This window comes from Delftia sp. UME58 (genome assembly GCF_014170385.1).
GTDB lineage: Bacteria > Pseudomonadota > Gammaproteobacteria > Burkholderiales > Burkholderiaceae_C > Comamonas > Comamonas acidovorans.
On sequence record NZ_LZZV01000052.1, the window covers coordinates 89,151 to 110,630 of the forward strand.

Consider the following 21,480-nt stretch of genomic DNA (forward strand, 5'->3'; position numbering starts at 1 on the left):
CCGTCGGGCTTTCTGCTTTTCACCCCAGGTCCGTGGATGCCCTTGCGGCCCGCCGCGGTTTCGCACCATGTCCGACATTCCACCTAAAGACGACGAGCTGGCAGGCACCGAGCAGCCTTTCGTCCAGCACCTGATGGAGCTGCGCGACCGCCTGCTCTATTGCATCTACGGCATCGGTCTGGCGATCGCCGTGCTGGCCGTGTGGCCCGGCCCCAACGGGCTGATCGACTTCATCGCCCACCCGATCAAGGCGCACATGCCGCCCGATGCCAAGCTCATCGCGGTGGGCGTGTTCACGCCCTTCTTCGTACCGCTCAAGGTGCTGATGATGGTGGGCGTGCTGGCCGTGCTGCCCTGGATCATGTACCAGATGTGGGCCTTCGTGGCGCCCGGCCTGTACAGCCATGAAAAGCGCTTTGCGCTGCCGCTGATCATCTTCGGCAGCCTGCTGGCCTATATCGGCATCGCCTTCGTGCAGTTCTTCGTGCTCGACAAGATGTTCGCCTTCATCCAGGGCTTCACCCCGGACAGCGTGGCGGCCACGCCGGACATCGCCTCCTATGTGGAGGCCATCCTGTCGCTGTACCTGGCCTTTGGCCTGGCCTTCCAGGTGCCCATCGTGGTCATGCTGCTGGTGCGCTTCGGCCTGGTGGACATTGCCAAGCTCAAGTCCTTCCGTGGCTACTTCATCGTGGTGGCCTTCATCATCGCCGCCGTGGTCACGCCGCCCGACGTGATCTCCCAACTGGCCCTGGCCGTGCCCATGTGCATTCTTTACGAGATCGGCATCCTGGGCGCCGGCTGGTTCAGCCGCGTCTCCAAGGCGCCGGAAGAAGAAGCCGAGCCCGGCACCGCAGTGGACAAGCCCGCAGACGACAAGCCCGCGCAATAGTCCCCGCAGCACGAAAAGCAAAAAGCCCTTGGTTCATCACCAAGGGCTTTTTCTTTAGCCACCGTACTCTCTCATATCAGTCCGGAGCATTCGAAACTGGCGCACTTCAAACCCAGGGACAGCGAGCAAGGGCCGCCCCGCAGCAAGGCTGTCGTCCCCCTCCCTCGCGCAGCGAGTAGAGAGGGGGAAGGCGCGAAGCGACTCAGGGGGAGCCTACCTCAACGCGGCAGGTCGGACGCGCCCATCAAGAATTCATCGATGGAGCGAGCGGCCTGGCGGCCTTCGCGGATGGCCCAGACCACCAGGGACTGGCCGCGGCGCACGTCGCCGGCGGCGAACAGCTTGGGCACGCTGGTGGCGTAGCCGCCCGTGAAGTCAGTGGTGGCCTTGGCGTTGCCGCGTGCATCCTTGTCCACGCCAAAGGCATCGAGCACGGCCTGCACGGGGCTGACAAAGCCCATGGCCAGCAGCACCAGGTCGGCCTTGAGCACCTGCTCGCTGCCGGGCACCTCGACCATCTTGCCGTCCTTCATTTCGATGCGCACGGTCTTGACGGCCGTGACCTGGCCCTTCTCGCCGATGAACTCCTTGGTGGCGATGGCGAACTCGCGCTCGCAGCCTTCCTCGTGGCTGGAGCTGGTGCGCAGCTTGATCGGCCAGTAGGGCCAGACCAGGGGCTTGTTCTCCTGCTCGGGCGGCATGGGCATCAGCTCGAACTGGGTCACGCTGACGGCGCCGTGGCGGTTGCTGGTGCCCACGCAGTCGGAGCCCGTGTCGCCGCCACCGATGACGATGACGTGCTTGCCATCGGCCCGCAGCTGGCCCTTGAGCTTGTCGCCGGCGTTGACCTTGTTTTGCTGCGGCAGGAACTCCATGGCGAAATGGATGCCCTTGAGTTCCCGGCCGGGTACGGGCAGGTCGCGCGACTGCTCGGCACCGCCGGTCAGCAGCACGGCGTCGAACTCGGCCATGAGCTGCTCGGGGCTGACGGTTTCCTTGGCCCAGTTGGTGACCTTGGAGTCTTCGCCCAGGCCGTCCTTGCCCGCCACCAGCACGCCGGTGCGGATCTTGACGCCTTCGGCCACGAGCTGCTCCACGCGGCGGTCGATGTGCGACTTCTCCATCTTGAAGTCGGGAATGCCGTAGCGCAGCAGGCCGCCGACGCGGTCGTTCTTCTCGAACAGCGTGACATCGTGGCCGGCGCGCGCCAGTTGCTGCGATGCGGCCAGGCCTGCGGGGCCTGCGCCGACCACGGCGACCTTCTTGCCGGTCTTGCGGCTGCTGGGCAGGGGCTTGACCCAGCCTTCGGCCCAGGCACGGTCGATGATGGCGTGCTCGATGGACTTGATGCCCACGGCGTCGTCGTTGATGTTCAGGGTGCAGGCGGCCTCGCAGGGCGCGGGGCAGATGCGGCCCGTGAACTCGGGGAAGTTGTTGGTGCTGTGCAGCACGGCGCTGGCGCTCTTCCAGCCGCCGTGGAAGACCAGATCGTTGAAGTCCGGAATGATGTTGTTGACCGGGCAGCCGTTGTTGCAGAACGGCGTGCCGCAGTCCATGCAGCGCGCGCCCTGGATCTTGGCCTGGCTGTCATCGAGGCCGATGACGAATTCCTTGTAGTGCTTCACGCGCTCGACGACGGGCGCGTAGCCCTCCTCGAGGCGTTCATATTCCATGAAGCCGGTGGTCTTTCCCATGATTCGTTGTCCTGATGTGTGGGGTGCAGGGATGGATGCGGGCCGCTGCCTGCATCCTTCGCTTCCTTTGACGACCTGCGCAAGAAGGAATCTGGCGGGCGGCCTGCCAAAAGGCACGGTGCCGGGTCTCATCCTGTTTGCGCAAGTCCTGCTTTATTTGGCGGCCACCGCCTCCTTGGCGTGTTCCTCGACCTCGGGCGTGGCGGGCTCTTCCATCACCTGGCGCTCGTACATCTCGGACAGGGCGCGCTTGTACTCGCTGGGGAAGACCTTGACGAACTTGGAGCGGGCCGCAGCCCAGTTGTCCAGCAGGTCGCGGGCGCGCTTGGAGCCCGTCCAGCGGCTGTGCGCCTCGATCAGTGCACGCAGCTGGCGTTCGTCGGTTTCGCGGCGGTGCCAGACGGCGGGCGAGACCTGGGCCAGGTGCTCGTCGTGGGGCAGCACCTGGTCCAGCGAGACGGACGCCTTGTTGCAGCGCTCGGCGAAGCGGCCATCCTCGTCATAGACATAGGCCACGCCGCCGCTCATGCCGGCCGCGAAGTTGCGGCCCGTCTTGCCCAGCACCACCACCGTGCCGCCGGTCATGTATTCGCAGCCGTGGTCGCCCACGCCTTCGACCACGGCCGTGGCGCCCGACAGGCGCACCGCGAAACGCTCGCCGGCCACGCCGCCGAAGAAGGCCTCGCCGCTGGTGGCGCCGAACATCACGGTGTTGCCGACGATGGTGTTGGTCGTCGTGTCGCCGCGGAATTCATGGCTGGCATGCACCACCACGCGGCCGCCGGACAGGCCCTTGCCCGTGTAGTCGTTGGCATCGCCGCGCAGGTTCAGCGTGATGCCGTTGCACAGGAAGGCGCCGAAGGACTGGCCGCCGGTTCCCTCGAAGTGGATGCGGATGGTGTCATCCGGCAGGCCTTCGGGATGCACGCGCGTCACGGCACCGGAGAGCATGGCGCCCACGGAGCGGTTCACGTTGCGCGCCACTTCCATGATGCGCACGCGCTCGCCGTTCTCGATGGCCGGCTTGCAGCGCTCGATCAGCTTCACGTCCAGCGCCTTGTCCAGCAGGTGGTCCTGGCGTTCGACATGGAAGCGCGCCACGTCGGCGGGCACTTCGGGCTGGGCGAACAGGCGCGAGAAGTCCAGGCCCTGGGCCTTCCAGTGCTGCAGGCCCTTGCGGGTGTCCAGCAGGTCGGCACGGCCGATCAGGTCGTCGAACTTGGCAACGCCCAGCTGGGCCATGATCTGGCGCACTTCCTCGGCGATGAAGAAGAAGTAGTTCACCACATGCTCGGGCTTGCCCGAGAACTTGGCGCGCAGCACCGGGTCCTGCGTGGCCACGCCCACGGGGCAGGTGTTCAGGTGGCACTTGCGCATCATGATGCAGCCCTCGACGACCAGGGGCGCGGTGGCGAAGCCGAACTCGTCGGCGCCCAGCAGCGCGCCGATGACGACGTCGCGGCCGGTCTTCATCTGGCCGTCGGCCTGCACGCGGATACGGCCGCGCAGGCGGTTGAGCACCAGGGTCTGCTGGGTCTCGGCCAGGCCGATTTCCCAGGGCGAGCCCGCATGCTTGATGGACGACCAGGGCGATGCGCCCGTGCCGCCGTCATGGCCTGCGATGACCACGTGGTCGCTCTTGCACTTGGCCACGCCGGCCGCGATGGTGCCCACGCCCACTTCGGACACGAGCTTGACCGAGATGTCGGCGTGCGGTGCCACGTTCTTCAGGTCGTGGATCAGCTGGGCCAGATCCTCGATGGAGTAGATGTCGTGGTGGGGCGGGGGCGAGATCAGGCCGACGCCGGGCACGGAGTGGCGCAGCTTGCCGATGTAGTCGGACACCTTGCCGCCGGGCAGCTGGCCGCCTTCGCCGGGCTTGGCGCCCTGAGCCATCTTGATCTGCACCTGGTCCGAGGAGGACAGGTACTCGGCCGTGACGCCGAAGCGGCCCGATGCCACCTGCTTGATCCTGGAGCGCAGCGAGTCGCCGTCCTGCAGCTCGATGTCGGCCTCGACCTTGTCGGCGCCGATGATGGAGCCCAGGGTCTCGCCCTTCCTGATCGGGATGCCCTTGAGCTCGTTGCGGTAGCGCTGGGGATCTTCCCCGCCTTCGCCGGTGTTGCTCTTGCCGCCGATGCGGTTCATGGCCACGGCCAGCGTGGCATGGGCCTCGGTGCTGATCGAGCCCAGGGACATGGCGCCCGTGGCAAAGCGCTTGACGATGTCCTTGGCCGACTCGACCTGGTCCAGCGCAATGGCCTTGGCCGGGTCGAACTTGAACTCGAACAGGCCGCGCAGCGTCATGTGGCGCTTGCTCTGGTCGTTGATCAGCTGGGCGTATTCCTTGTACGTGCTCCAGTTGTTGGAGCGCGTGGAATGCTGCAGCTTGGCGATGGCGTCGGGCGACCACATGTGCTCTTCGCCACGGGCGCGCCAGGCGTATTCGCCGCCGGCGTCCAGCATGGTCTCCAGCACGGGATCGTCACCGAAGGCCGCGCGGTGGTTGCGGATGGTTTCCTCGGCGATCTCGAAGACGCCGATGCCCTCGACGCGGCTGGCCGTGCCGGTGAAGTACTTGTCCACGGTGTCGCTGTTCAGGCCGATCACCTCGAACAGCTGGGCGCCGCAATAGGACATGTAGGTGGACACGCCCATCTTGGACATGATCTTGGACAGGCCCTTGCCGATGGCCTTGACGTAGTTGTAGATGGCCTTGTCGGCCGACAGGTCGCCGCCCAGCTCCTTGTGCATGTCGGCCAGGGTTTCCATGGCCAGGTAGGGATGCACGGCCTCGGCGCCGTAGCCTGCCAGCACGGCGAAGTGGTGCACTTCGCGCACCGTGCCCGTTTCCACGACCAGGCCGGCCGTGGTGCGCAGGCCCTCGCGCACCAGGTGCTGGTGGATGGCCGACAGCGCCAGCAGCGCGGGGATGGCCACCTGGGTGGCGCTCACATGGCGGTCGCTGATGATCAGGATGTTGGCGCCGCCCTTGATGGCGTCCACGGCCTGCGCGCACAGCGATGCCAGCTTGGCTTCCACGCCCTGCTTGCCCCAGGACAGCGGGTAGGTGATGTCGATCGTTGCGCTCTTGAACTTGCCCTGCGTGTGGCGTTCGATGTCGCGCAGCTTGGCCATGTCGGCGAAGTCCAGCACCGGCTGGTGCACTTCCAGGCGCATGGGCGGGTTGACCTGGTTGATGTCCAGCAGGTTGGGCTTGGGTCCGATGAAGGACACCAGCGACATCACGATGGCTTCGCGGATGGGGTCGATCGGCGGGTTGGTCACCTGCGCGAACATCTGGCGGAAGTAGTTGTACAGCGGCTTGTTCTTGTCCGACAGCACGGCCAGCGGGCTGTCGTTGCCCATGGAGCCTATGCCTTCCTCGCCGTTCTTCGCCATGGGGGCCAGCAGGAACTTGATGTCTTCCTGCGTGAAGCCGAAGGCCTGCTGGCGCTCGAGCAGCGGCAGGCTGGCGGCCTCGGGGCCGGCATGGGTGTCACTGCCCACGCTGCCCAGCTTGATGCGCAGGTTCTCGATCCACTGCTTGTAGGGCTTGGTGTTGACGATGTTGGCCTTGAGCTCGTCGTCCTCGATCAGGCGGCCCTGCTCCAGGTCGATCAGCAGCATCTTGCCGGGCTGCAGGCGCCACTTGCGCACGATGGAGCTGTCGGGCACGGGCAGCACGCCGGCTTCCGAAGCCAGGATGACCAGGTCGTCATCGGTGATCACGTAGCGCGAGGGGCGCAGGCCGTTGCGGTCCAGCGTGGCGCCGATCTGGCGGCCATCGGTGAACACGATGGAGGCCGGGCCGTCCCAGGGCTCCATCATGGCGGCGTGGTATTCATAGAAGGCGCGGCGGCGCTCGTCCATGGACTCGTGCTGCTCCCAGGGCTCGGGGATCATCATCATCACGGCCTGGCTGATGGGGTAGCCGGCCATGGTCAGCAGTTCCAGGCAGTTGTCGAACGTTGCCGTGTCGGACTGGCCAGCGAAGCTGATGGGATAGAGCTTCTTGAGGTCCTCGGCCAGCACGGGCGAGGCCATCACGCCCTCGCGCGCCAGCATCCAGTTGTAGTTGCCGCGCACGGTGTTGATTTCACCGTTGTGGGCCACGTAGCGGTAGGGGTGGGCCAGCGGCCACTCGGGGAAGGTGTTGGTCGAGAAGCGCTGGTGCACCAGGCCGATGGCCGAGACGCAGCGCTCGTCGGACAGGTCGTTGTAGTACACGCCCACCTGGTCGGCCAGCAGCAGGCCCTTGTAGACCACGGTGCGGCTGCTCATGCTGGGAACGTAGTATTCCTTGCTGTGCTTGAGCTTGAGGTTCTGGATGGCGGCGCTGGCCGTCTTGCGGATCACGTACAGCTTGCGCTCCAGCGCATCCTGCACGATCACGTCGGCGCCGCGGCCGATGAAGACCTGGCGCAGGATGGGTTCCTTTTCCTGGACCGTGGGCGACATGGGCATGTCGCGGTTCACGGGCACATCGCGCCAGCCCAGCAGGACCTGGCCTTCGGCCTTGATGGCGCGTTCCATCTCCTGCTCGCAGGCCAGGCGCGAGGCATGTTCCTTGGGCAGGAAGATCATGCCCACGCCGTACTCGCCCGCGGGCGGCAGGGCCACGCCCTGCTTGGCCATCTCTTCGCGGTAGAGCTGGTCGGGAATCTGGATCAGAATGCCCGCGCCATCGCCCATGAGCTTGTCGGCACCCACGGCGCCGCGATGGTCGATGTTTTCGAGGATCTTGAGCGCGCCGGTGACGATGTCATGGCGCTTGACGCCCTTGATATGTGCAACAAAGCCGAGGCCGCAGGCGTCGTGCTCGTTGCTCTTGGAGTACAGACCGTGGTCTTGGAGATGCTTGATCTCGGCAGCCGTCGTCATGGCGGAATCCTCAAATTTTTCGCAGGGAACGCAAGATTAAGGCAAGGCATCACCTCATGCAATAAATTTATATAAGGGTCAGATCCCAATTAATTCCAGAACAAAAAAATCGGAAATTAATGAGGGACATATTTATTTCACAAAGACCTGCAGTGAGGAATCAAGCACTTGCAAGCCATCAGTGGGTACTAACGCACTGTTGTGGTGCGCTCATTGGTCCGTCCGGGCGGACGACCGGCACGTTGGCGCGTCACGCGGCGCTCGGTGCGCTGTTGTAAATCGGCAATGAATTGCTCATCGCCCAGCGCCCAGCCCCGCAGCGCCGACTGGCTGATTCGCTCGGCATCGTCGGCGCCGACCCCCTCCTCCACGGCCTCCACATAGGCCGCGTCACGCGCAAACGGGGTGTTGCCCAGCCCCCAGAACACGGCATGCGGCTGGATCAGCGCGTCGCTGCGCAGGCCGGCGTTGTGCGCGTAGCTGGACCAGGGCCAGTCGGCCGGCCGCTGGACCAGGCCGGCGCGCACGGGGCTGTCGTCCATGAAGACCATGGTGGGCAGCAGCCAGCTGGGCTGCAGCACCGTGCCGCGATAGCGGCCTTCCCACAGCGTGCCGCTGCGGCCGTGGCGGTCGTTGAAGTAGCGCACATAGCGCCGGCCCACGGCCTGCATGAACCTGGGCAGGCCATCGTCGGTGCGCGGCGTGGCCAGCAGGTGGAACTGGCTGGGCAGCAGCACGTAGGCATGCACGGCCAGCTCGCAGCTGCGCGCCATCTCGCGCAGCAGCCCCAGCATGGTCTCCCGGTCCTGGGCATCGATGAAGATGTCCGCGCCGTTGTTGCCGAGCTGGATGATGTGGTGCGGCAGATCCGCAATGGTGAGTCTGGGCAGGCGGGCCATGGTGCTGAGTGCAGGCAAGCGGGTGCAGGGCGTGGAGCGGCAATTATGGAGCGCCCTGCCCCGCGCCGTCCCGCACTGCCGCACTCCGCTCTACAGGGAAAGACGCGCCGAGGCCCGCAGCAGCTGGCTCACCAGCTGCGTGGCGGCCAGCAGCCGGGGCAGGAGTTGCCCGCGCATCATCTCGGCGCTGTTGCGGTTGGCCTGGCCGCTGATGTTGAGCGCGGCCACGGTACGCCCGGCCGCGTTCTTCACGGGAGCGGCGATGGAGATCAGGCCTTCGGCCAGTTCCTGGTCCACCAGGGCCCAGCCCTGGGCGCGCACCTCCAGAATGCGCTGGCGCAGGCGGTCATCATCCTGCTCGGTCAGCGCCGTGAACTGCCGGCGCTCGCGCGCGTCCAGCAGGACCTGCAGGGATTCATCGCTCTCGCCGGCCAGCAGCACGCGCCCCATCGAAGTCCAGCAGGCCGGCAGGCGTGAGCCCACGCCGAGGTTGGTGCTCATGATCTTGTGGGTGTGCACACGCAGCACATAGACGATGTCGCCGCCATCGAGCACGGCGGCCGAGCAGGACTCCTTGACCTCGTCGACCAGGTTTTCCATCACGGGCTCGGCCAGGTTCCAGACCGGGGTGGAGCTGAGGTAGGCAAAACCCAGCTCCATGATGCGCGGCGTGAGCTGGAACAGCTTGCCGTCGCTTTTCACATAGCCCAGCGTCTGCAGCGTCAGCAGGATGCGTCGGGCCCCGGCACGCGTGAGCCCCGTGCGCGCGGCCACCTCGCTGAGCGTCTGCGCAGGCGCTTCGGCGCTGAACGAGCGGATCACGCCCAGGCCGCGCGCAAAGGACTGCACATAGCTGTCGCCCGGGCGCGGCGTGCCGCCCTCTTCTTCGGCCCCACCTGTGGAAATTACGGAAGCGGCTTTTTTTTCCATGGCTCTATAATTCTTTCTGCGAACTTTTGTTCTACATACGAACATTTTAGCGCAGCGCCAGCGGCCTGCATACCGGAGACAAGCAAGTGATCAACAAAATCACCGACACCATCGCCGAGGCGTTGTCGGGCGTCCAGGACGGCTCCACCGTGCTGATCGGGGGCTTCGGCACCTCGGGCAATCCCACCGAACTCATCGACGGCCTGATCGCCCAGGGCGCACGCGAGCTGACCGTGGTCAACAACAACGCGGGCAATGGCGACCAGGGGCTGGCCGCCCTGCTCAAGAGCGGCCAGGTGCGCAAGATCATCTGCAGCTTCCCCCGCCAGGTGGACAGCTGGGTGTTCGACGACCTGTACCGCAGCGGCAAGATCGAGCTGGAACTCGTGCCCCAGGGCAACCTGGCCGAGCGCCTGCGCGCCGCCGGCGCCGGCATCGGCGGCTTCTTCTGCCCCACGGCCTATGGCACGGAGCTGGCCAACGGCAAGGAAACGCGCGAGATCAATGGCAAGCACTATGTGCTGGAGCACCCCATCCACGGCGACGTGGCACTGGTCAAGGCCGAGAAGGGCGACCGCTGGGGCAATCTCACCTACCGCATGTCGGCGCGCAACTTCGGCCCCGTGATGGCCACGGCAGCCAAGCACACGATCGCCACCGTGCACGAGATCGTGGAGCTGGGCGCGCTGGACCCCGAGGCCGTGGTGACCCCCGGCATCTATGTGAGCCAGATCGTCAAAATCGACCGCGTCGCCACCCAGGCCGGCGGTTTCAAGAAAACCGCATGAGCGCCCCAACCGCCGAAAGCAAGAGCATGAGCAGCTACCAGAAACGCAGCAAGCAAGAGCTGGCCCGGCGCGTGGCCGAAGACATCTTCGACGGCGCCTATGTCAACCTGGGCATCGGCATGCCCACCCAGGTGGCCAACCACATCCCGGCCGGCCGCGAGGTCATCCTGCAAAGCGAGAACGGCATCCTGGGCATGGGCCCGGCGCCCGCCGAAGGCCAGGAAGACTATGACCTGACCAATGCCGGCAAGCAGCCCGTCACCCTGCTGCCGGGCGGCAGCTATTTCCACCATGCCGACAGCTTTGCCATGATGCGCGGCGGCCACCTGGACATCTGCGTGCTGGGCGCCTTCCAGGTCTCGGCCACGGGCGACCTGGCCAACTGGAGCACAGGCGAGGCCGGTGCGATTCCGGCCGTGGGCGGCGCCATGGACCTGGCCGTGGGTGCACGCCAGACCTGGGTGATGATGGACCTGCTGACCAAGACCGGCGAATGCAAGGTCGTCGAGGCCTGCAGCTACCCGCTCACGGGCCTGTCCTGCGTCAAGCGCATCTACACCGACCTGTGCACGCTGGAATGCACGCCCCAGGGCCTGCGCCTGATCGACACCGTGCCCGGCCTCTCGCACGCCGAGCTGCAGTCCATCGTGGGCCTGTCCATCGAGGACGCGGCGGCCACGGCCTGATCCCTCAGCTCCCCCCCAGTGGGTGCGCTGCCGCGCACCCCGGCACCTCTTCATTCTTTTCCCAGGAGACACCATGAGCCAGTCCAACCAGGCCTTCATCTGCGACGCCATCCGCACCCCCTTCGGCCGCTACGGCGGCGCCCTGTCCCCGGTGCGTGCCGATGACCTCGGCGCCGTGCCGATCAAGGCGCTGATGGAGCGCAACCCCGGCGTGGACTGGACGGCCGTGGCCGACGTGCTCTACGGCTGCGCCAACCAGGCGGGCGAAGACAACCGCAACGTGGCGCGCATGTCCGCCCTGCTGGCCGGCCTGCCCATCGATGTGCCGGGCGCCACCATCAACCGCCTGTGCGGTTCGGGCCTGGACGCCGTGGGCACGGCCGCTCGCGCCATCAAGGCGGGCGAGGCCCGCCTGATGATCGCGGGCGGCGTGGAAAGCATGAGCCGCGCACCCTTCGTCATGCCCAAGGCAGAAAGCGCCTTCAGCCGCAGCAACGCCGTCTACGACACCACCATCGGCTGGCGCTTCGTCAACAAGCTGATGAAGCAGCAGTACGGCGTGGACTCCATGCCCGAGACGGCCGAGAACGTGGCCGACGACTTCAGGATCGAGCGCGAAGCCCAGGACCGCATGGCCCTGGCCAGCCAGCAAAAGGCGGCCGCCGCCATCGCGGCCGGCTACCTGGCCAAGGAAATCGTGTCCGTGTCCATTGCCCAGAAGAAGGGCGACGCCATCGTGGTGAGCCAGGACGAGCATCCGCGCGCCACCACCATCGAGGCGCTGGCCAAGCTCAAGGGCGTGGTGCGCCCGGATGGCACGGTGACGGCCGGCAATGCCAGCGGCGTGAACGACGGCGCCTGCGCCCTGCTGCTGGCCAACGAGGAGGCCGCCAGGCAATACAACCTGGTGCCGCGCGCCCGCGTGGTCGGCATGGCCGTGGCCGGCGTGGCCCCGCGCATCATGGGTTTCGGCCCCGCGCCCGCCGTGCGCAAGGTACTGGCCCTGACCGGCCTGACGCTGGAGCAGATGGACGTGATCGAGCTCAACGAAGCCTTCGCCGCCCAGGGCCTGGCCGTGCTGCGCGATCTGGGCATTGCCGACGATGACCGCCGCGTCAACCAATGGGGCGGCGCCATTGCGCTGGGCCATCCGCTGGGTGCCTCCGGTGCCCGCCTGGCCACCACGGCCGTGAACCAGCTGCACACGCTGGGCGGCCGCTACGCGCTGTGCACCATGTGCATCGGCGTGGGCCAGGGCATTGCCGTGATCCTGGAAAAGGTCTGAGACTGCGATGAGCACCGTGGACAACAAGACACCCGTCACCGTGGTCAGCGGCGCCAGCAACGGCATCGGCCGCGCCATCGCCGAGGCCCTGCTGGCCCAGGGCCGCGCCGTGGTCAACCTCGACTACGTGCTGCCCGACTGGAGCCATCCGCTGCTGGTGAGCTACCAGGCCGACCTGACCAGCGAGCAGGCCACCGCCGAGGCGGCGGCCCGCATTGCCGCCGCGCACAACGTGGTGGCCCTGGTCAACAACGCGGGCGCCACGCGCCCCGGCACCATCGACAACGCCAGCACCCAGCATCTCGACGACGTGGTGGGACTGCACCTGCGCGCACCCATGCTGCTGGTGCAGGCCTTCCTGCCCACGCTGCGCGCCTGCGGAGAGGGGCGCATCGTGAACATGTCCTCGCGCGCCGCGCTGGGCAAGCCCGACCGCATCGTCTACTCGGCGACCAAGGCCGGCCTGATCGGCCTGACGCGCACCCTGGCCATGGAGCTGGGCCGCGACCGCATCACGGTCAACGCCCTGGGCCCCGGCCCCATCGCCACCGAGCTGTTCACCAAGAGCAACCCCGAGGGCGCGCCGCAGACCCAGCGCATCCTCAACAGCATTGCCGTGGGCCGCATGGGCACACCGGAAGACGTGGCCCGTGCCGCGCTGTTCTTCCTGTCGCCCGACAACGGCTTCGTCACCGGCCAGGTGCTCTACATCTGCGGCGGCACCACGCTGGGCGTGGCGCCCGTCTGACCACCCGTCTGACCGAACGCCTTTCCAGGCACAACACCCTTCAAGAAGAACCACTGGAAGCGCCCGCCTGCACAGGCGGGCGCCACACAGGGCCTTGCCCTGGCCCAGCCCGGCGTTGCCGGGCCCGGCCATCCACCTTATTGCCGAATCAGGAGACCTCTCGATGTCCGATCAAACCACCCACTTCACCCGCCGCCGTGGCCTGCAGGCGCTGGCCGCCGCATCCCTGACCGCGCTCGGCGCCTTGTCCGGCACCGCCGCCCTGGCCCAGGACGGCTTCCCCAGCAAGCCCATCACCATCCTCGTGCCCTTCGCCGCTGGCGGCACCACCGACATCCTGGCGCGCATCGTCGCCCAGGCGCTGCAGCAGGAGCTGGGCCAGACCGTGATCGTGGACAACAAGCCCGGCGCGGGCGGCAACATCGGCGCCGTGGCCGCCGCGCGTGCGCCGGCCGACGGCTACACCCTGTTCATGGGCACCGTGGGCACGCATGCCATCAATGCCGCGCTCTACGCCAAGCCCGGCTTCGACCCCATCAAGGACTTCTCGCCCCTGACGCGCGTGGCCAACGTGCCCAACCTGCTGGTGGCCCACCCCAGCCAGCCGTTCAAGACCGTCAAGGAAATGATCGCCTACGCGCGCGCCAATCCCGGCAAGCTGAACTACGGCTCCTCGGGCAGCGGCAGCTCCATCCACCTGTCGGGCGAGCTGTTCCGCTCCATGACGGGCCTGGACATGGTGCACGTGCCCTACAAGGGCAGCGCCCCGGCCATCACCGACCTGCTGGGCAACCAGATCGCCATCATGTTCGACAACATGCCCTCGGCCATCCAGCACGTGCGTTCGGGCAAGCTGCGCCCCATCGCCGTGACCACGGCCAAGCGCTCGCCCGAACTGCCCGATGTGCCCACCGTGGCCGAAGCCGGCGTGCCCGGCTACGAGGCCACTTCGTGGTTCGGCCTCTGGACCCAGGCCAAGACGCCCGCCGCCGTGCAGCAGCGCCTGTACACGGCCATTGCCAAGGTGCTCAAGGACCCGGCCGTGGTCAAGAAGATCAACGACCAGGGTGGCGACGTCGTGATCGACACGCCGGCCGAGTTCCTCGCCTATATCAAGGCCGAATCGACGAAGTGGAGCAAGGTCGTAAAAGACTCCGGAGCACAGGTGTAACTGGCCTCCCCCTGAGCCGCTTTGCGGCTTCCCCCTGAAGGGGGACGGCGCCATCGCCGCGAGGCGGCTCTTGCTCGGCGCCCCTGGTGTCAGGCTGCGCCGGTTTCCAGCGCCATGCGTTTGAGCATTGAAATGGGGAATAAAAAATGTCCGACGTCAAGCAGTTATTGAAATAGTCCTGATGCCCGGAAGTCTATATAGGGCGCGGATTTAGCTCTACTTGTGGTTGCTTTGCGAGGCTACTGCGTTGCAGGCCAGGAGCCACATAAGAGCGTCGCGGTGGAAAGCCGAGGCGTGCTGTATCGGAGACGATTGCCAGCAGTGGTGGTCGCAGTTCTTCTGCGTAGCCCAATCGACCGACGCTCTCCAGAATGAAGAAAGCGCAGCCTTAGGCTGCGCTTTCGAGCGACGGACGCCAGCGGAAGCAGACTGCGTCAGCTTGGCTTCAGCGGCGCGGCCTTGCCCGCGCCTCCCTTCCTGAATCCCCGATCCCCGGCCATGAAGGCTTCCAGCATGTGCGGAATCAGCGTCGCCGCATCAACCGCTTCGCCGTAGGTCTGCGCGTGCAGCGCGGCGTAACGGTCGAGGTCGGCTTTCAGGCTGGCCGGGCAGGCAAAGGTCAGCTTCGTGGATTCGGTTTTCGGTAGCGGCCCGAGCCGCAGCTTGCGCGTCGTCATCGTGAAGTCCCCCTGTTGAAGAAAAGCGGCTGGTACGGCCGCAGCACCAGATCGCGGTTGACGATGATGCGTACCGGCAAGCCGGGGCGCTCCGTCAAGGTGGGTTGGATGTTGAGGTTGCGCCGGGTCATCTCCTGGCCGACCTGGTTGATGCTGTCCTGCGCGCTGTCGCGCCCGGCGATGACGATGCGGTCGCCGTCCTGCCGATTCTCTGGCGCGGCCAGCTCGGCACCGACACCCAGCAGCGTCGTCAGCGCCGCCCCGGCGAAGATGCGGCCCCAATGCCAATCCACATCATCTTCCAACCCGGCATAACCGGCCGGGTCGGTGCCGGCCAGGTTGTCGAGCGTGAGCGAAGACGTATCCGGCAAGATGATCCGGTTCCACACCACCTGCACGCGGCTCTGCCCGTAGCTGACCTGGCTGTTGTATTTGCCCAGGATGCGCGAACCCTGTGGGATCAGCAGGAACTTGCCGGTGGCCGTGTCATAGACCGGCTCCGTCACAGTGGCGATCACGTCGCCCGGCAAGTCCGACTTGATACCCGTCACCAAGGCACCTGCGACCACCGTTCCGGCCATGACCTGATACGGCGAAGCCGGCAGGGTCAGATTGCCGGAATTACGGGTTTCCGTGGTTCCGGCTTTCTGGAACGCCTCTTTCTGATCTTGCCGGTTCTGCACGGCGGTCGGGTCGGCGGGCTGGGCCGCCGTCGAGGCAGGCCCGGCTGCCAGCGGGTCGAAGGCCGCATTGGCGGCGAAGCCCGGCGCGGCGGCGGCTTGCGTCTGCGCCACCGGCGCGACCTTCTGCGAACCCGAGCGAAAGAACACTGATGAGGCCGCCGCCGATTCGGCTTCCTTGCGCAGCGCGTCGTTCGGGTCGTGGCCGGGGGCCGCGTAGGCGGCCATCACCGGCTGCTGCGACTTCACGAAGGCCGGGCCAAGATCGCCAGGCAGCGGCGGCCCCAGTTCCGGCACCTTCGGCGGCAGCTTCGAGTAGTCCGCCGGCAGCGCGTCCAGCCCTTCCGACTTCGAGACGCGATCGACGTTGTAAAGCTCGGTCTGCTCGCCTGCGCCGCGCCGCTGCGGTTGCAGCGACCACATCAGCGCGCCGAGCACGGCGACCGACAGGGTGCCTGCGAGGATGGCCAGCGTGCGCCGGTTCAGGCGCGTGACCGGGCGAGGTTGGGCGCGCAGCGCCACCGCCTCGGGGGCTACCTTGCCCGCCTGCGGCGTGGCGAGGTCGGGAGTGTCGTCCTGGCTCATGGTCAGTTCCTCCCACTCCTTGATACGACGCCATTCGTGCGTTCGATCCGCACCACGTCGCCGCCATCACCGCCCAGGCGCAGTTCGGCCGCGCCGAACAGCCGGTCCACGATGTAGTACGGCGAGCGGAACCGGTAGTTCACCAGTTGCCCGTCGCCCTGCGCGCCGATGACGAACAAGGGCGGCAACTCGCCTTGGGCGATACCCGGTGGGAACTGGATATAGACCTTCTCGCCATCATCGAAGGCGCGCAGCGGCTTCCACGGTGGATTACTGCCCGACACCGCGTAGCGGAAACGGATTTTCTCCAGCGACAGGCCGGTATCGACCGGCGCGGCGGCGCTGGCCGCCTGCGACTGACGCTGCAAGGCCAGCATCCGGTCTTTCGGGTAGTCCCAGGACACCGAAGCCATCCATGCCTTTTCCGTCGAGGTCAGTTCCAGCAGGTATGTCCTGCGGCTGGTGGTGATGACCAGATTGGTTTTCAGGCCCGAGCGGATCGGCTTCACCAGCACATTGACGCGCAGCGCGTCTCCGCTGCCGCTGGACGTGTCGCCCACGATCCAGCGCACCGTGTCGCCAGCGGCCACGGTGCCAAGTTCCTCGCCTGGCTGGAGCGAAACCACGGTCACGCGCCCCGGCGCGGTATAGACCTGATACAGCGCGCCGTCGGTGAAAGGCCACACCTGAATCGCATTGACGTAGCCCTCGCGCGTGGGCGCGATGCGCGCCTCGGCATTCGCACGCGAGACACGCACCTTCTCGTCGGCCGGCTCCGGGGCGGCCGGGGCCGAGTCCACTTCGAGCAGCGGCTTCAACTGCGCAGGCAGCGCCAGGGGTTCGGGCACGGCGACCACTTCCACCGGCGTGGGCGGTTCCGGCAGCGGCTGCGCCTGCACCGGCTCATCGAGCGAGATGGACGGCGGCGGCTTGCCCTGCGAGGCGCAGCCCGAGAACAGGACAGACGATGCCAGCAGGATCGACGGCAAAGCGTAAAAGCGAAAAGGCAGGTTCATGGCTTGGCTCCTTCGGAAGAATCCAGTTCGCGGCTCCACGACAGGCCATTGACATAGATACCCAGCGGGTTCTTGCGCAGGCGCTGTTCGGTGCGCGGGGTTTGCAGGACGGTGGAAAGCACGGCGTTCCACCGCTCGGTGCCAGCGGGCGCACCGTTGACGAATCGCTGTTCCGTCCAGCGCAAGTTGAAAGACGTGTCGCTGGCGCGGACAACGCTGGTGATCTGCACCGTCACCGACTCCTTGCCGATGCGGGCGAATGGGTCGTTCTTGCTGGCGTAATCATTGAGCACCGCCGCGCTCTTGTCGGTGGTGTAGTCGTAGGCATCCAGCCAGTTCTGCCGCACCACGATGGGGTCGATGGACAGCGAGCGCACCAGCGTCACGAAGCGCGCCAGGTGGTGCGCGATCTGCGCATCGGCGGGCCGGTACGGCGTGGCCGCCTCGCCCACGGCGCGCACCTGCCCGGACTGATCGACCTCGATGACGTAAGGCGTGACGATGGACTGCGCAGAGCGCCACACCAGGCCGCCAGCCATCAGCAGCGCGAGTGTGAGGCAGCCGAAGGCCATGAATCGCCAGTTCTTGGCCTGCACGCGGGCCGAGCCGATACGGTCGTCCCACACCTGCGCGGCGGACTGGTACGGGGTTGCAGGCTGCGGCGTATCGGCATAGCGCACGTGCGGTCGCTTGAATCGCATGGGTGTTCTCCTTGGTGGTCAGGTATCGCGTTGTTCATCGGGGCGCAGGCTCGGGCCTTGCCCCGAGCCGCCACCGTCGCCACCGCGCAGCGTGTGGGCGGCGGTGGTCGCGGCATGGGTGATCTGCTGTCGGCGGTGCATCCGCTTGGCCCAGGCGGGTTGCTCCTGCTTCGGTGCGCTGGCGGCGCCGTCTGCGCCTTCGCCTGCGGCGGCCTGGCCGGAACCGGCTGCGCCGGCATCCGTGCCGTTCCATCCGGCCCGGAAGGAATCCGCTACCTTTTGCCCAGCAGAGGCGGCGCCGGACGCGGCACGGCGACCTGCGGCCTGCGCGCCGGTCTTTGCGACGTTGCCCAGGCCAGCCGCCGCACCCTTGGCCCCGCCGCCCGCAGCGGCGGAACCGGCCTGGAACGCGGACTTGGCGCTGCTGGCCGCCGACGTGGCAGCGCGTGCGCCGCTGCCGGCCAGCTTGGCGGCGGCCGGGGCCATGCGTGCGCCCGCCATGACGGCGCCGCCCACGCCGGTCGCGGCGGCACCGATGGCAACGCCGGTGCCGACCGCAGCCCCGGCCATCGCGCCCGCGCCGAGCTGTGGCGCACCGGACACCAGACCCGTGGCGATCCCGGGGCCGAAGATGCCCAGCGCCAGCAACGCGAGCGAGGCCAGCATCACGACCAGCGCATGGTCGATGGAAGGCTCGTCGGGATGCACCTGGAACTCCGCGAACAGACCCGAGCCGATGCCGACGATGACGGCCAGCACCAAGACCTTGATGCCCGACGACACCACGTTGCCGAGCACCTTTTCCGCCAGGAAACTCGTCTTGTTCCAGAGCGCGAACGGAATCAACACGAAGCCGGCGAGCGTGGTCAGCTTGAACTCGATCAACGTAATGAAAAGCTGTACCGCCAGCACGAAGAAGCAGAGGATCACCACCAGCCAGGCCAGGAACAGCACCACGATGGGATCAAGGTTGGTGAACACCTCGGGGAAGCCGGCCATGTCCCCGATTTGTTCCAAGATCGGTGCGCCAGCGTCGATGCCCGTCTTCGCCAGCCGTCCCGGCTGGAGAAAGTTATCCATGCTCAACGTCGAGCCGGTGGCCGTCAGACCCAGGCCGGCGAACGACCGGAACACGATGCGGGCCAGCCAGTTGAAGTTATTGATGATGTAGGCGAAGGCACCGACGTAGAGCACCTTGCGCAGCAGCTTGGCAATCACGTCCTCGCCCTGGCCGGTGGCGTGGCTCATGGCCCAATACAGGCCGGCGATGGTCATGTCGATGACGATCAGCGTGGCCGTCAGGAACGCCACTTCGCTTTGCAGCAGTCCGAAACCCGAGTCGATGTAGCGCGAGAAGGTATCGAGGAATCTGTCGATGATGGTCACGTCGTTCATGGCGCGTCCTCCGCAGCGGCGAGCGGTGCATCGCCTTCCGGCGCATCGTCGGTGGGCGTGTCGAAGCTCGCCGGGATCGGCGGCAGTTCGGCCAGCGTCCGGTATTCGTCCGGCCCGGTCTGGCCGGCGAAGAAGCGCCGCCGGAAGGCTTCGGCGGCGGCCCGGCAGGTGTCTTCGCCTGCGGCTTGCCGGTCGGCTGCGCATTGGACGCGCAGCGCCTTGAGCCGCACGGGATCGGCGGTCAAGGTCGCGGCCAGGTCTTCGGCCCTTTGCTGATCGGACGACTGGCCGCAAGCGGTCAGCAGCACGGCCAGCAGGACAGGAACGCATCGCATGGCCGCCCCCTGTCAGTTGTTGTAGAAGTTGACGGACTGCGGCGTGTACGGCGTGCCGGTGCCGAGGAAGCGCCGCCGCACTTCACGGGCGCGCTCGGTCGCCGCCGCCTGCCGGGCCAGTTCCAGCGAGGCCGCCCGGTCTTGCGTGATCTGGAGCTGCTGGGCCTGGATGGACTGCTTCGCCTGCAAGGCGAGAAGCTGGTTCGTCGCCTGCATGGCCTGCAAGGCACCCGTGGCCGATTGGCTCTGGCTCACGAGGTCGGACAGCGCGCTTTCGTCTTGCGCCAGGTTCTGCGACACCTGCGCCTGCATCCGCATCGCCGTGTGCAGGCCGTCGAGGGTGTTCTTCCACCGCTCGCGGGCATCACGCAGCATCTGGTCGCCGCTGACGGTGGCCGCATACTGCTCCGGGTACAGGCGGGCAAATTCCCGATCCATGTTCTGCACGTCGTAGGCCAGTCCCTGCGCCTCGGCAATCAGGCGTTCGGTCGTGGCGAGCGTCGAGCGCAGGCGGTTGACGATGTTGAAGTCGAGATTCGCCAGGTTGCGCGCCTGGTTCATCAACATCTGCGCTTCGTTCTGAAGCTGGTTGATCTGGTTGTTGATCTGCTCCAGCGTGCGGATGGCAGTCAGCGTGTTCTGCACCAGGTTGACGGGATCAACGAAGGTGAGTGCCGCCGCCGGCTGGGCGAGCGGCGGGTTTGGAGGCGTCGTCGGTTTCCTCGCTGGTGTCGTCGTTCCCGGCTTTGCCCTCGCTGCCGAAACCTTGCCGCAGCCGTTCCAGCGTGCGCAGTGCCTTGGCCTCGGCTTCGCGCAGCAGGCCACGATGAATCACGGCCTCGCCGTTGCGGTCGATCGTGACGATGGCACCGGCGGCAGCTTTGACGGCTTCCCCGTAGTCCTGCAAGCCATCTTCCAGCGCCTGCAACTGTTCGCCCAGGTGTTCGCCTTCCTCCTGCAAGGCGTCGGCCTTTTCTTCGTCGTCGGCGTCCAGAGCGGCATCCGTGGCCTCGGCCAGCGCCTGCATCTTGGTTTGCAGCTTCTCGATGCGTTGGGCTTCGCGCTTGTTCGGGCTGCGGCGCTGTCTCGGGGCGCGCTGGAAGGCTTGCAGGTCGGCATGGGTCGAGCCGGGGGTGGCATCCACCCATGCCCAGCCTTCGGCCTTCACCTCGGCGGCAAGGCTGGCCAGCTTGTCCTGCGCCAGTCGTTCCAGCAGCGTCGCATCGGTTAGATACACGCCGCTATCGGCTTCCGCGAACAGATCGCGGCGGGTGCCACCGCCTGCGGCCTCGTAAGCATCCAGCCCAACGAAGCGCACCAGCGGATGCCGGTGGGCATCAATCTCGCGCTCGGTCAGGCGGTCGCGCAGGTTATGCGGGCTACGCTGCCATGTGGGCGCATCGTAGAACGCGGCTTCCTGCGCGGTGTGATCGTCGGTGATGGCAAGGGCCATCAACTGGTCAAGGCTCACGGCCTCGGCCCGGTAGTCGGCCAGCAGGCGCGGCGACACGTTGGCGAGTTTCAGGCGACGCTGCACCACCAGCGCCGTGACGCTGAAATCTGCGGCTATGTCCTCGATGGGGCGGCCTTCGGCCACTAGAGCGGCGAATGCCTCGAACTGGTCGGCGGGGTGCATGGCTTCGCGCTGTACGTTCTCGGTCAGGCTGGCGGTGCGGGCGGTGCCATCGGCCACCAACAGGCAAGGCACCTCCCATTCCCTGCTGATACGGCGCTTCTTCGCCAGCAGCTTGAGGGCGGCATGGCGACGGCCTCCGGCCACGACTTCGTAACGCTCACCGTCAGCGGTCGCGGTCACGATCAGGTTTTGCAACAGGCCGACACGCTGGATGCTGGCGGCGAGTTCAGGAATCGACATGCGCGGGGTCTTGCGCACGTTGCGGCCTGTGGGGCGCGACACCAGCCGCGACAGCGGCACCAGAATCAGATTCTTGCTCGGGTCGGCGGCTTCCAGCAGCACGGCAGGCGCGGCGCTGGCCGTGGCGTGGATGGCTTGGGCTTCGGTGTGGTTGATGGTGTTCATGGTGAAAACTCCTTGCGATGATGGAATGCAGCAGCGAATGACGCGGCAAGGGTTGCTGCCTGCCCCTGCCGCG

Annotated in this window: 16 protein-coding genes and 2 pseudogenes; 6 read left to right on the forward strand and 12 right to left on the reverse strand. The window is 66.7% G+C overall.

The features are described 5' to 3' along the window. Positions 1 to 67 precede the first annotated feature (67 nt). Positions 68 to 892 carry a twin-arginine translocase subunit TatC gene (tatC, locus tag A9976_RS13505; RefSeq protein WP_099750837.1) on the forward strand — a complete coding sequence of 275 codons (825 nt, stop codon included), beginning with the start codon at positions 68 to 70 and terminating at the stop codon, positions 890 to 892. A gap of 218 nt (positions 893 to 1,110) precedes the next feature. Here the strand turns inward: tatC and A9976_RS13510 are convergent, their stop codons facing one another. The 4 genes from A9976_RS13510 to A9976_RS13525 all read right to left on the reverse strand — a co-directional run bounded on the left by A9976_RS13510 (position 1,111) and on the right by A9976_RS13525 (position 9,299). Continuing rightward, a complete protein-coding gene (locus A9976_RS13510; RefSeq protein WP_183019429.1) occupies positions 1,111 to 2,586 on the reverse strand; it encodes a glutamate synthase subunit beta in 1,476 nt (491 codons plus the stop codon). A 153-nt stretch (positions 2,587 to 2,739) separates the two neighbouring features. Further along, positions 2,740 to 7,470: a glutamate synthase-related protein gene (locus tag A9976_RS13515; protein ID WP_183019430.1), complete on the reverse strand. Its 4,731-nt coding sequence runs from the start codon at positions 7,468 to 7,470 to the stop codon at positions 2,740 to 2,742. Between the two features lie 188 nt (positions 7,471 to 7,658). Then, positions 7,659 to 8,369 carry a transposase gene (locus tag A9976_RS13520; RefSeq protein ID WP_183019431.1) on the reverse strand — a complete coding sequence of 237 codons (711 nt, stop codon included), beginning with the start codon at positions 8,367 to 8,369 and terminating at the stop codon, positions 7,659 to 7,661. 90 nt (positions 8,370 to 8,459) lie between these two features. Beyond that, positions 8,460 to 9,299: an IclR family transcriptional regulator C-terminal domain-containing protein gene (locus tag A9976_RS13525; protein WP_183019432.1), complete on the reverse strand. Its 840-nt coding sequence runs from the start codon at positions 9,297 to 9,299 to the stop codon at positions 8,460 to 8,462. A gap of 86 nt (positions 9,300 to 9,385) precedes the next feature. On the opposite strand from A9976_RS13525, the gene A9976_RS13530 reads away from it, so the two are divergent. From A9976_RS13530 to A9976_RS13550, 5 genes are all read left to right on the forward strand, one after another. After that, positions 9,386 to 10,087 carry a 3-oxoacid CoA-transferase subunit A gene (locus tag A9976_RS13530; RefSeq protein WP_012207359.1) on the forward strand — a complete coding sequence of 234 codons (702 nt, stop codon included), beginning with the start codon at positions 9,386 to 9,388 and terminating at the stop codon, positions 10,085 to 10,087. Positions 10,088 to 10,113: 26 nt separating this feature from the next. Then, a complete protein-coding gene (locus A9976_RS13535) occupies positions 10,114 to 10,773 on the forward strand; it encodes a 3-oxoacid CoA-transferase subunit B (RefSeq protein WP_183019692.1) in 660 nt (219 codons plus the stop codon). Between the two features lie 73 nt (positions 10,774 to 10,846). After that, positions 10,847 to 12,058, forward strand: a complete 1,212-nt coding sequence (gene pcaF / locus A9976_RS13540) for a 3-oxoadipyl-CoA thiolase (RefSeq protein WP_126310915.1) — start codon at positions 10,847 to 10,849, stop codon at positions 12,056 to 12,058. A gap of 7 nt (positions 12,059 to 12,065) precedes the next feature. Beyond that, a complete protein-coding gene (locus A9976_RS13545) occupies positions 12,066 to 12,806 on the forward strand; it encodes an SDR family NAD(P)-dependent oxidoreductase (protein WP_016450985.1) in 741 nt (246 codons plus the stop codon). A 163-nt stretch (positions 12,807 to 12,969) separates the two neighbouring features. Then, positions 12,970 to 13,977, forward strand: coding sequence for a tripartite tricarboxylate transporter substrate binding protein (locus A9976_RS13550; RefSeq protein ID WP_012207363.1), 1,008 nt, complete (start codon positions 12,970 to 12,972; stop codon positions 13,975 to 13,977). Positions 13,978 to 14,411: 434 nt separating this feature from the next. On the opposite strand, the gene A9976_RS13555 is transcribed toward A9976_RS13550, so the two are convergent. From A9976_RS13555 to A9976_RS13590, 8 genes and pseudogenes are all read right to left on the reverse strand, one after another. Then, complete coding sequence (locus A9976_RS13555; RefSeq protein WP_086955850.1) at positions 14,412 to 14,654, reverse strand: DUF2274 domain-containing protein; 243 nt, start codon at positions 14,652 to 14,654, stop codon at positions 14,412 to 14,414. Beyond that, positions 14,651 to 15,919, reverse strand: a complete 1,269-nt coding sequence (locus A9976_RS13560) for a TrbI/VirB10 family protein (RefSeq protein WP_183019433.1) — start codon at positions 15,917 to 15,919, stop codon at positions 14,651 to 14,653. The genes A9976_RS13555 and A9976_RS13560 overlap by 4 nt, the downstream gene beginning before the upstream one ends. 2 nt (positions 15,920 to 15,921) lie before the next feature. Further along, complete coding sequence (gene trbG / locus A9976_RS13565) at positions 15,922 to 16,935, reverse strand: P-type conjugative transfer protein TrbG (protein ID WP_183019434.1); 1,014 nt, start codon at positions 16,933 to 16,935, stop codon at positions 15,922 to 15,924. Further along, positions 16,932 to 17,636, reverse strand: a complete 705-nt coding sequence (trbF, locus tag A9976_RS13570; RefSeq protein WP_183019435.1) for a conjugal transfer protein TrbF — start codon at positions 17,634 to 17,636, stop codon at positions 16,932 to 16,934. The genes trbG and trbF overlap by 4 nt, the downstream gene beginning before the upstream one ends. An 18-nt stretch (positions 17,637 to 17,654) precedes the next feature. Beyond that, positions 17,655 to 19,031: a P-type conjugative transfer protein TrbL gene (gene trbL, locus A9976_RS13575; protein ID WP_183019436.1), complete on the reverse strand. Its 1,377-nt coding sequence runs from the start codon at positions 19,029 to 19,031 to the stop codon at positions 17,655 to 17,657. Continuing rightward, positions 19,028 to 19,366 (reverse strand): hypothetical protein, encoded by a 339-nt coding sequence (locus A9976_RS13580; RefSeq protein ID WP_183019437.1) that lies wholly within the window; start codon positions 19,364 to 19,366, stop codon positions 19,028 to 19,030. Before A9976_RS13580 ends, trbL begins: the two co-directional genes overlap by 4 nt. A 12-nt stretch (positions 19,367 to 19,378) precedes the next feature. After that, positions 19,379 to 20,053: pseudogene (gene trbJ / locus A9976_RS13585) on the reverse strand (P-type conjugative transfer protein TrbJ); the annotation flags it as partial. 4 nt (positions 20,054 to 20,057) lie between these two features. Then, positions 20,058 to 21,407 (reverse strand): annotated as a pseudogene (locus tag A9976_RS13590) (ParB/RepB/Spo0J family partition protein); the annotation flags it as partial. Positions 21,408 to 21,480: the final 73 nt, after the last annotated feature.

Coding starts and splice junctions, on each gene's coding strand:
- A9976_RS13560 (WP_183019433.1), bottom strand. CDS start 15,919: ATGAGCCAGGACGACACTCCCGACCTCGCCACGCCGCAGGCGGGCAAG.
- A9976_RS13515 (WP_183019430.1), bottom strand. CDS start 7,470: ATGACGACGGCTGCCGAGATCAAGCATCTCCAAGACCACGGTCTGTAC.
- A9976_RS13525 (WP_183019432.1), bottom strand. CDS start 9,299: ATGGAAAAAAAAGCCGCTTCCGTAATTTCCACAGGTGGGGCCGAAGAA.
- A9976_RS13520 (WP_183019431.1), bottom strand. CDS start 8,369: ATGGCCCGCCTGCCCAGACTCACCATTGCGGATCTGCCGCACCACATC.
- trbL (WP_183019436.1), bottom strand. CDS start 19,031: ATGAACGACGTGACCATCATCGACAGATTCCTCGATACCTTCTCGCGC.
- A9976_RS13535 (WP_183019692.1), top strand. CDS start 10,114: ATGAGCAGCTACCAGAAACGCAGCAAGCAAGAGCTGGCCCGGCGCGTG.
- A9976_RS13555 (WP_086955850.1), bottom strand. CDS start 14,654: ATGACGACGCGCAAGCTGCGGCTCGGGCCGCTACCGAAAACCGAATCC.
- trbG (WP_183019434.1), bottom strand. CDS start 16,935: ATGAACCTGCCTTTTCGCTTTTACGCTTTGCCGTCGATCCTGCTGGCA.
- tatC (WP_099750837.1), top strand. CDS start 68: ATGTCCGACATTCCACCTAAAGACGACGAGCTGGCAGGCACCGAGCAG.
- A9976_RS13510 (WP_183019429.1), bottom strand. CDS start 2,586: ATGGGAAAGACCACCGGCTTCATGGAATATGAACGCCTCGAGGAGGGC.
- pcaF (WP_126310915.1), top strand. CDS start 10,847: ATGAGCCAGTCCAACCAGGCCTTCATCTGCGACGCCATCCGCACCCCC.
- A9976_RS13580 (WP_183019437.1), bottom strand. CDS start 19,366: ATGCGATGCGTTCCTGTCCTGCTGGCCGTGCTGCTGACCGCTTGCGGC.
- trbF (WP_183019435.1), bottom strand. CDS start 17,636: ATGCGATTCAAGCGACCGCACGTGCGCTATGCCGATACGCCGCAGCCT.
- A9976_RS13550 (WP_012207363.1), top strand. CDS start 12,970: ATGTCCGATCAAACCACCCACTTCACCCGCCGCCGTGGCCTGCAGGCG.
- A9976_RS13545 (WP_016450985.1), top strand. CDS start 12,066: ATGAGCACCGTGGACAACAAGACACCCGTCACCGTGGTCAGCGGCGCC.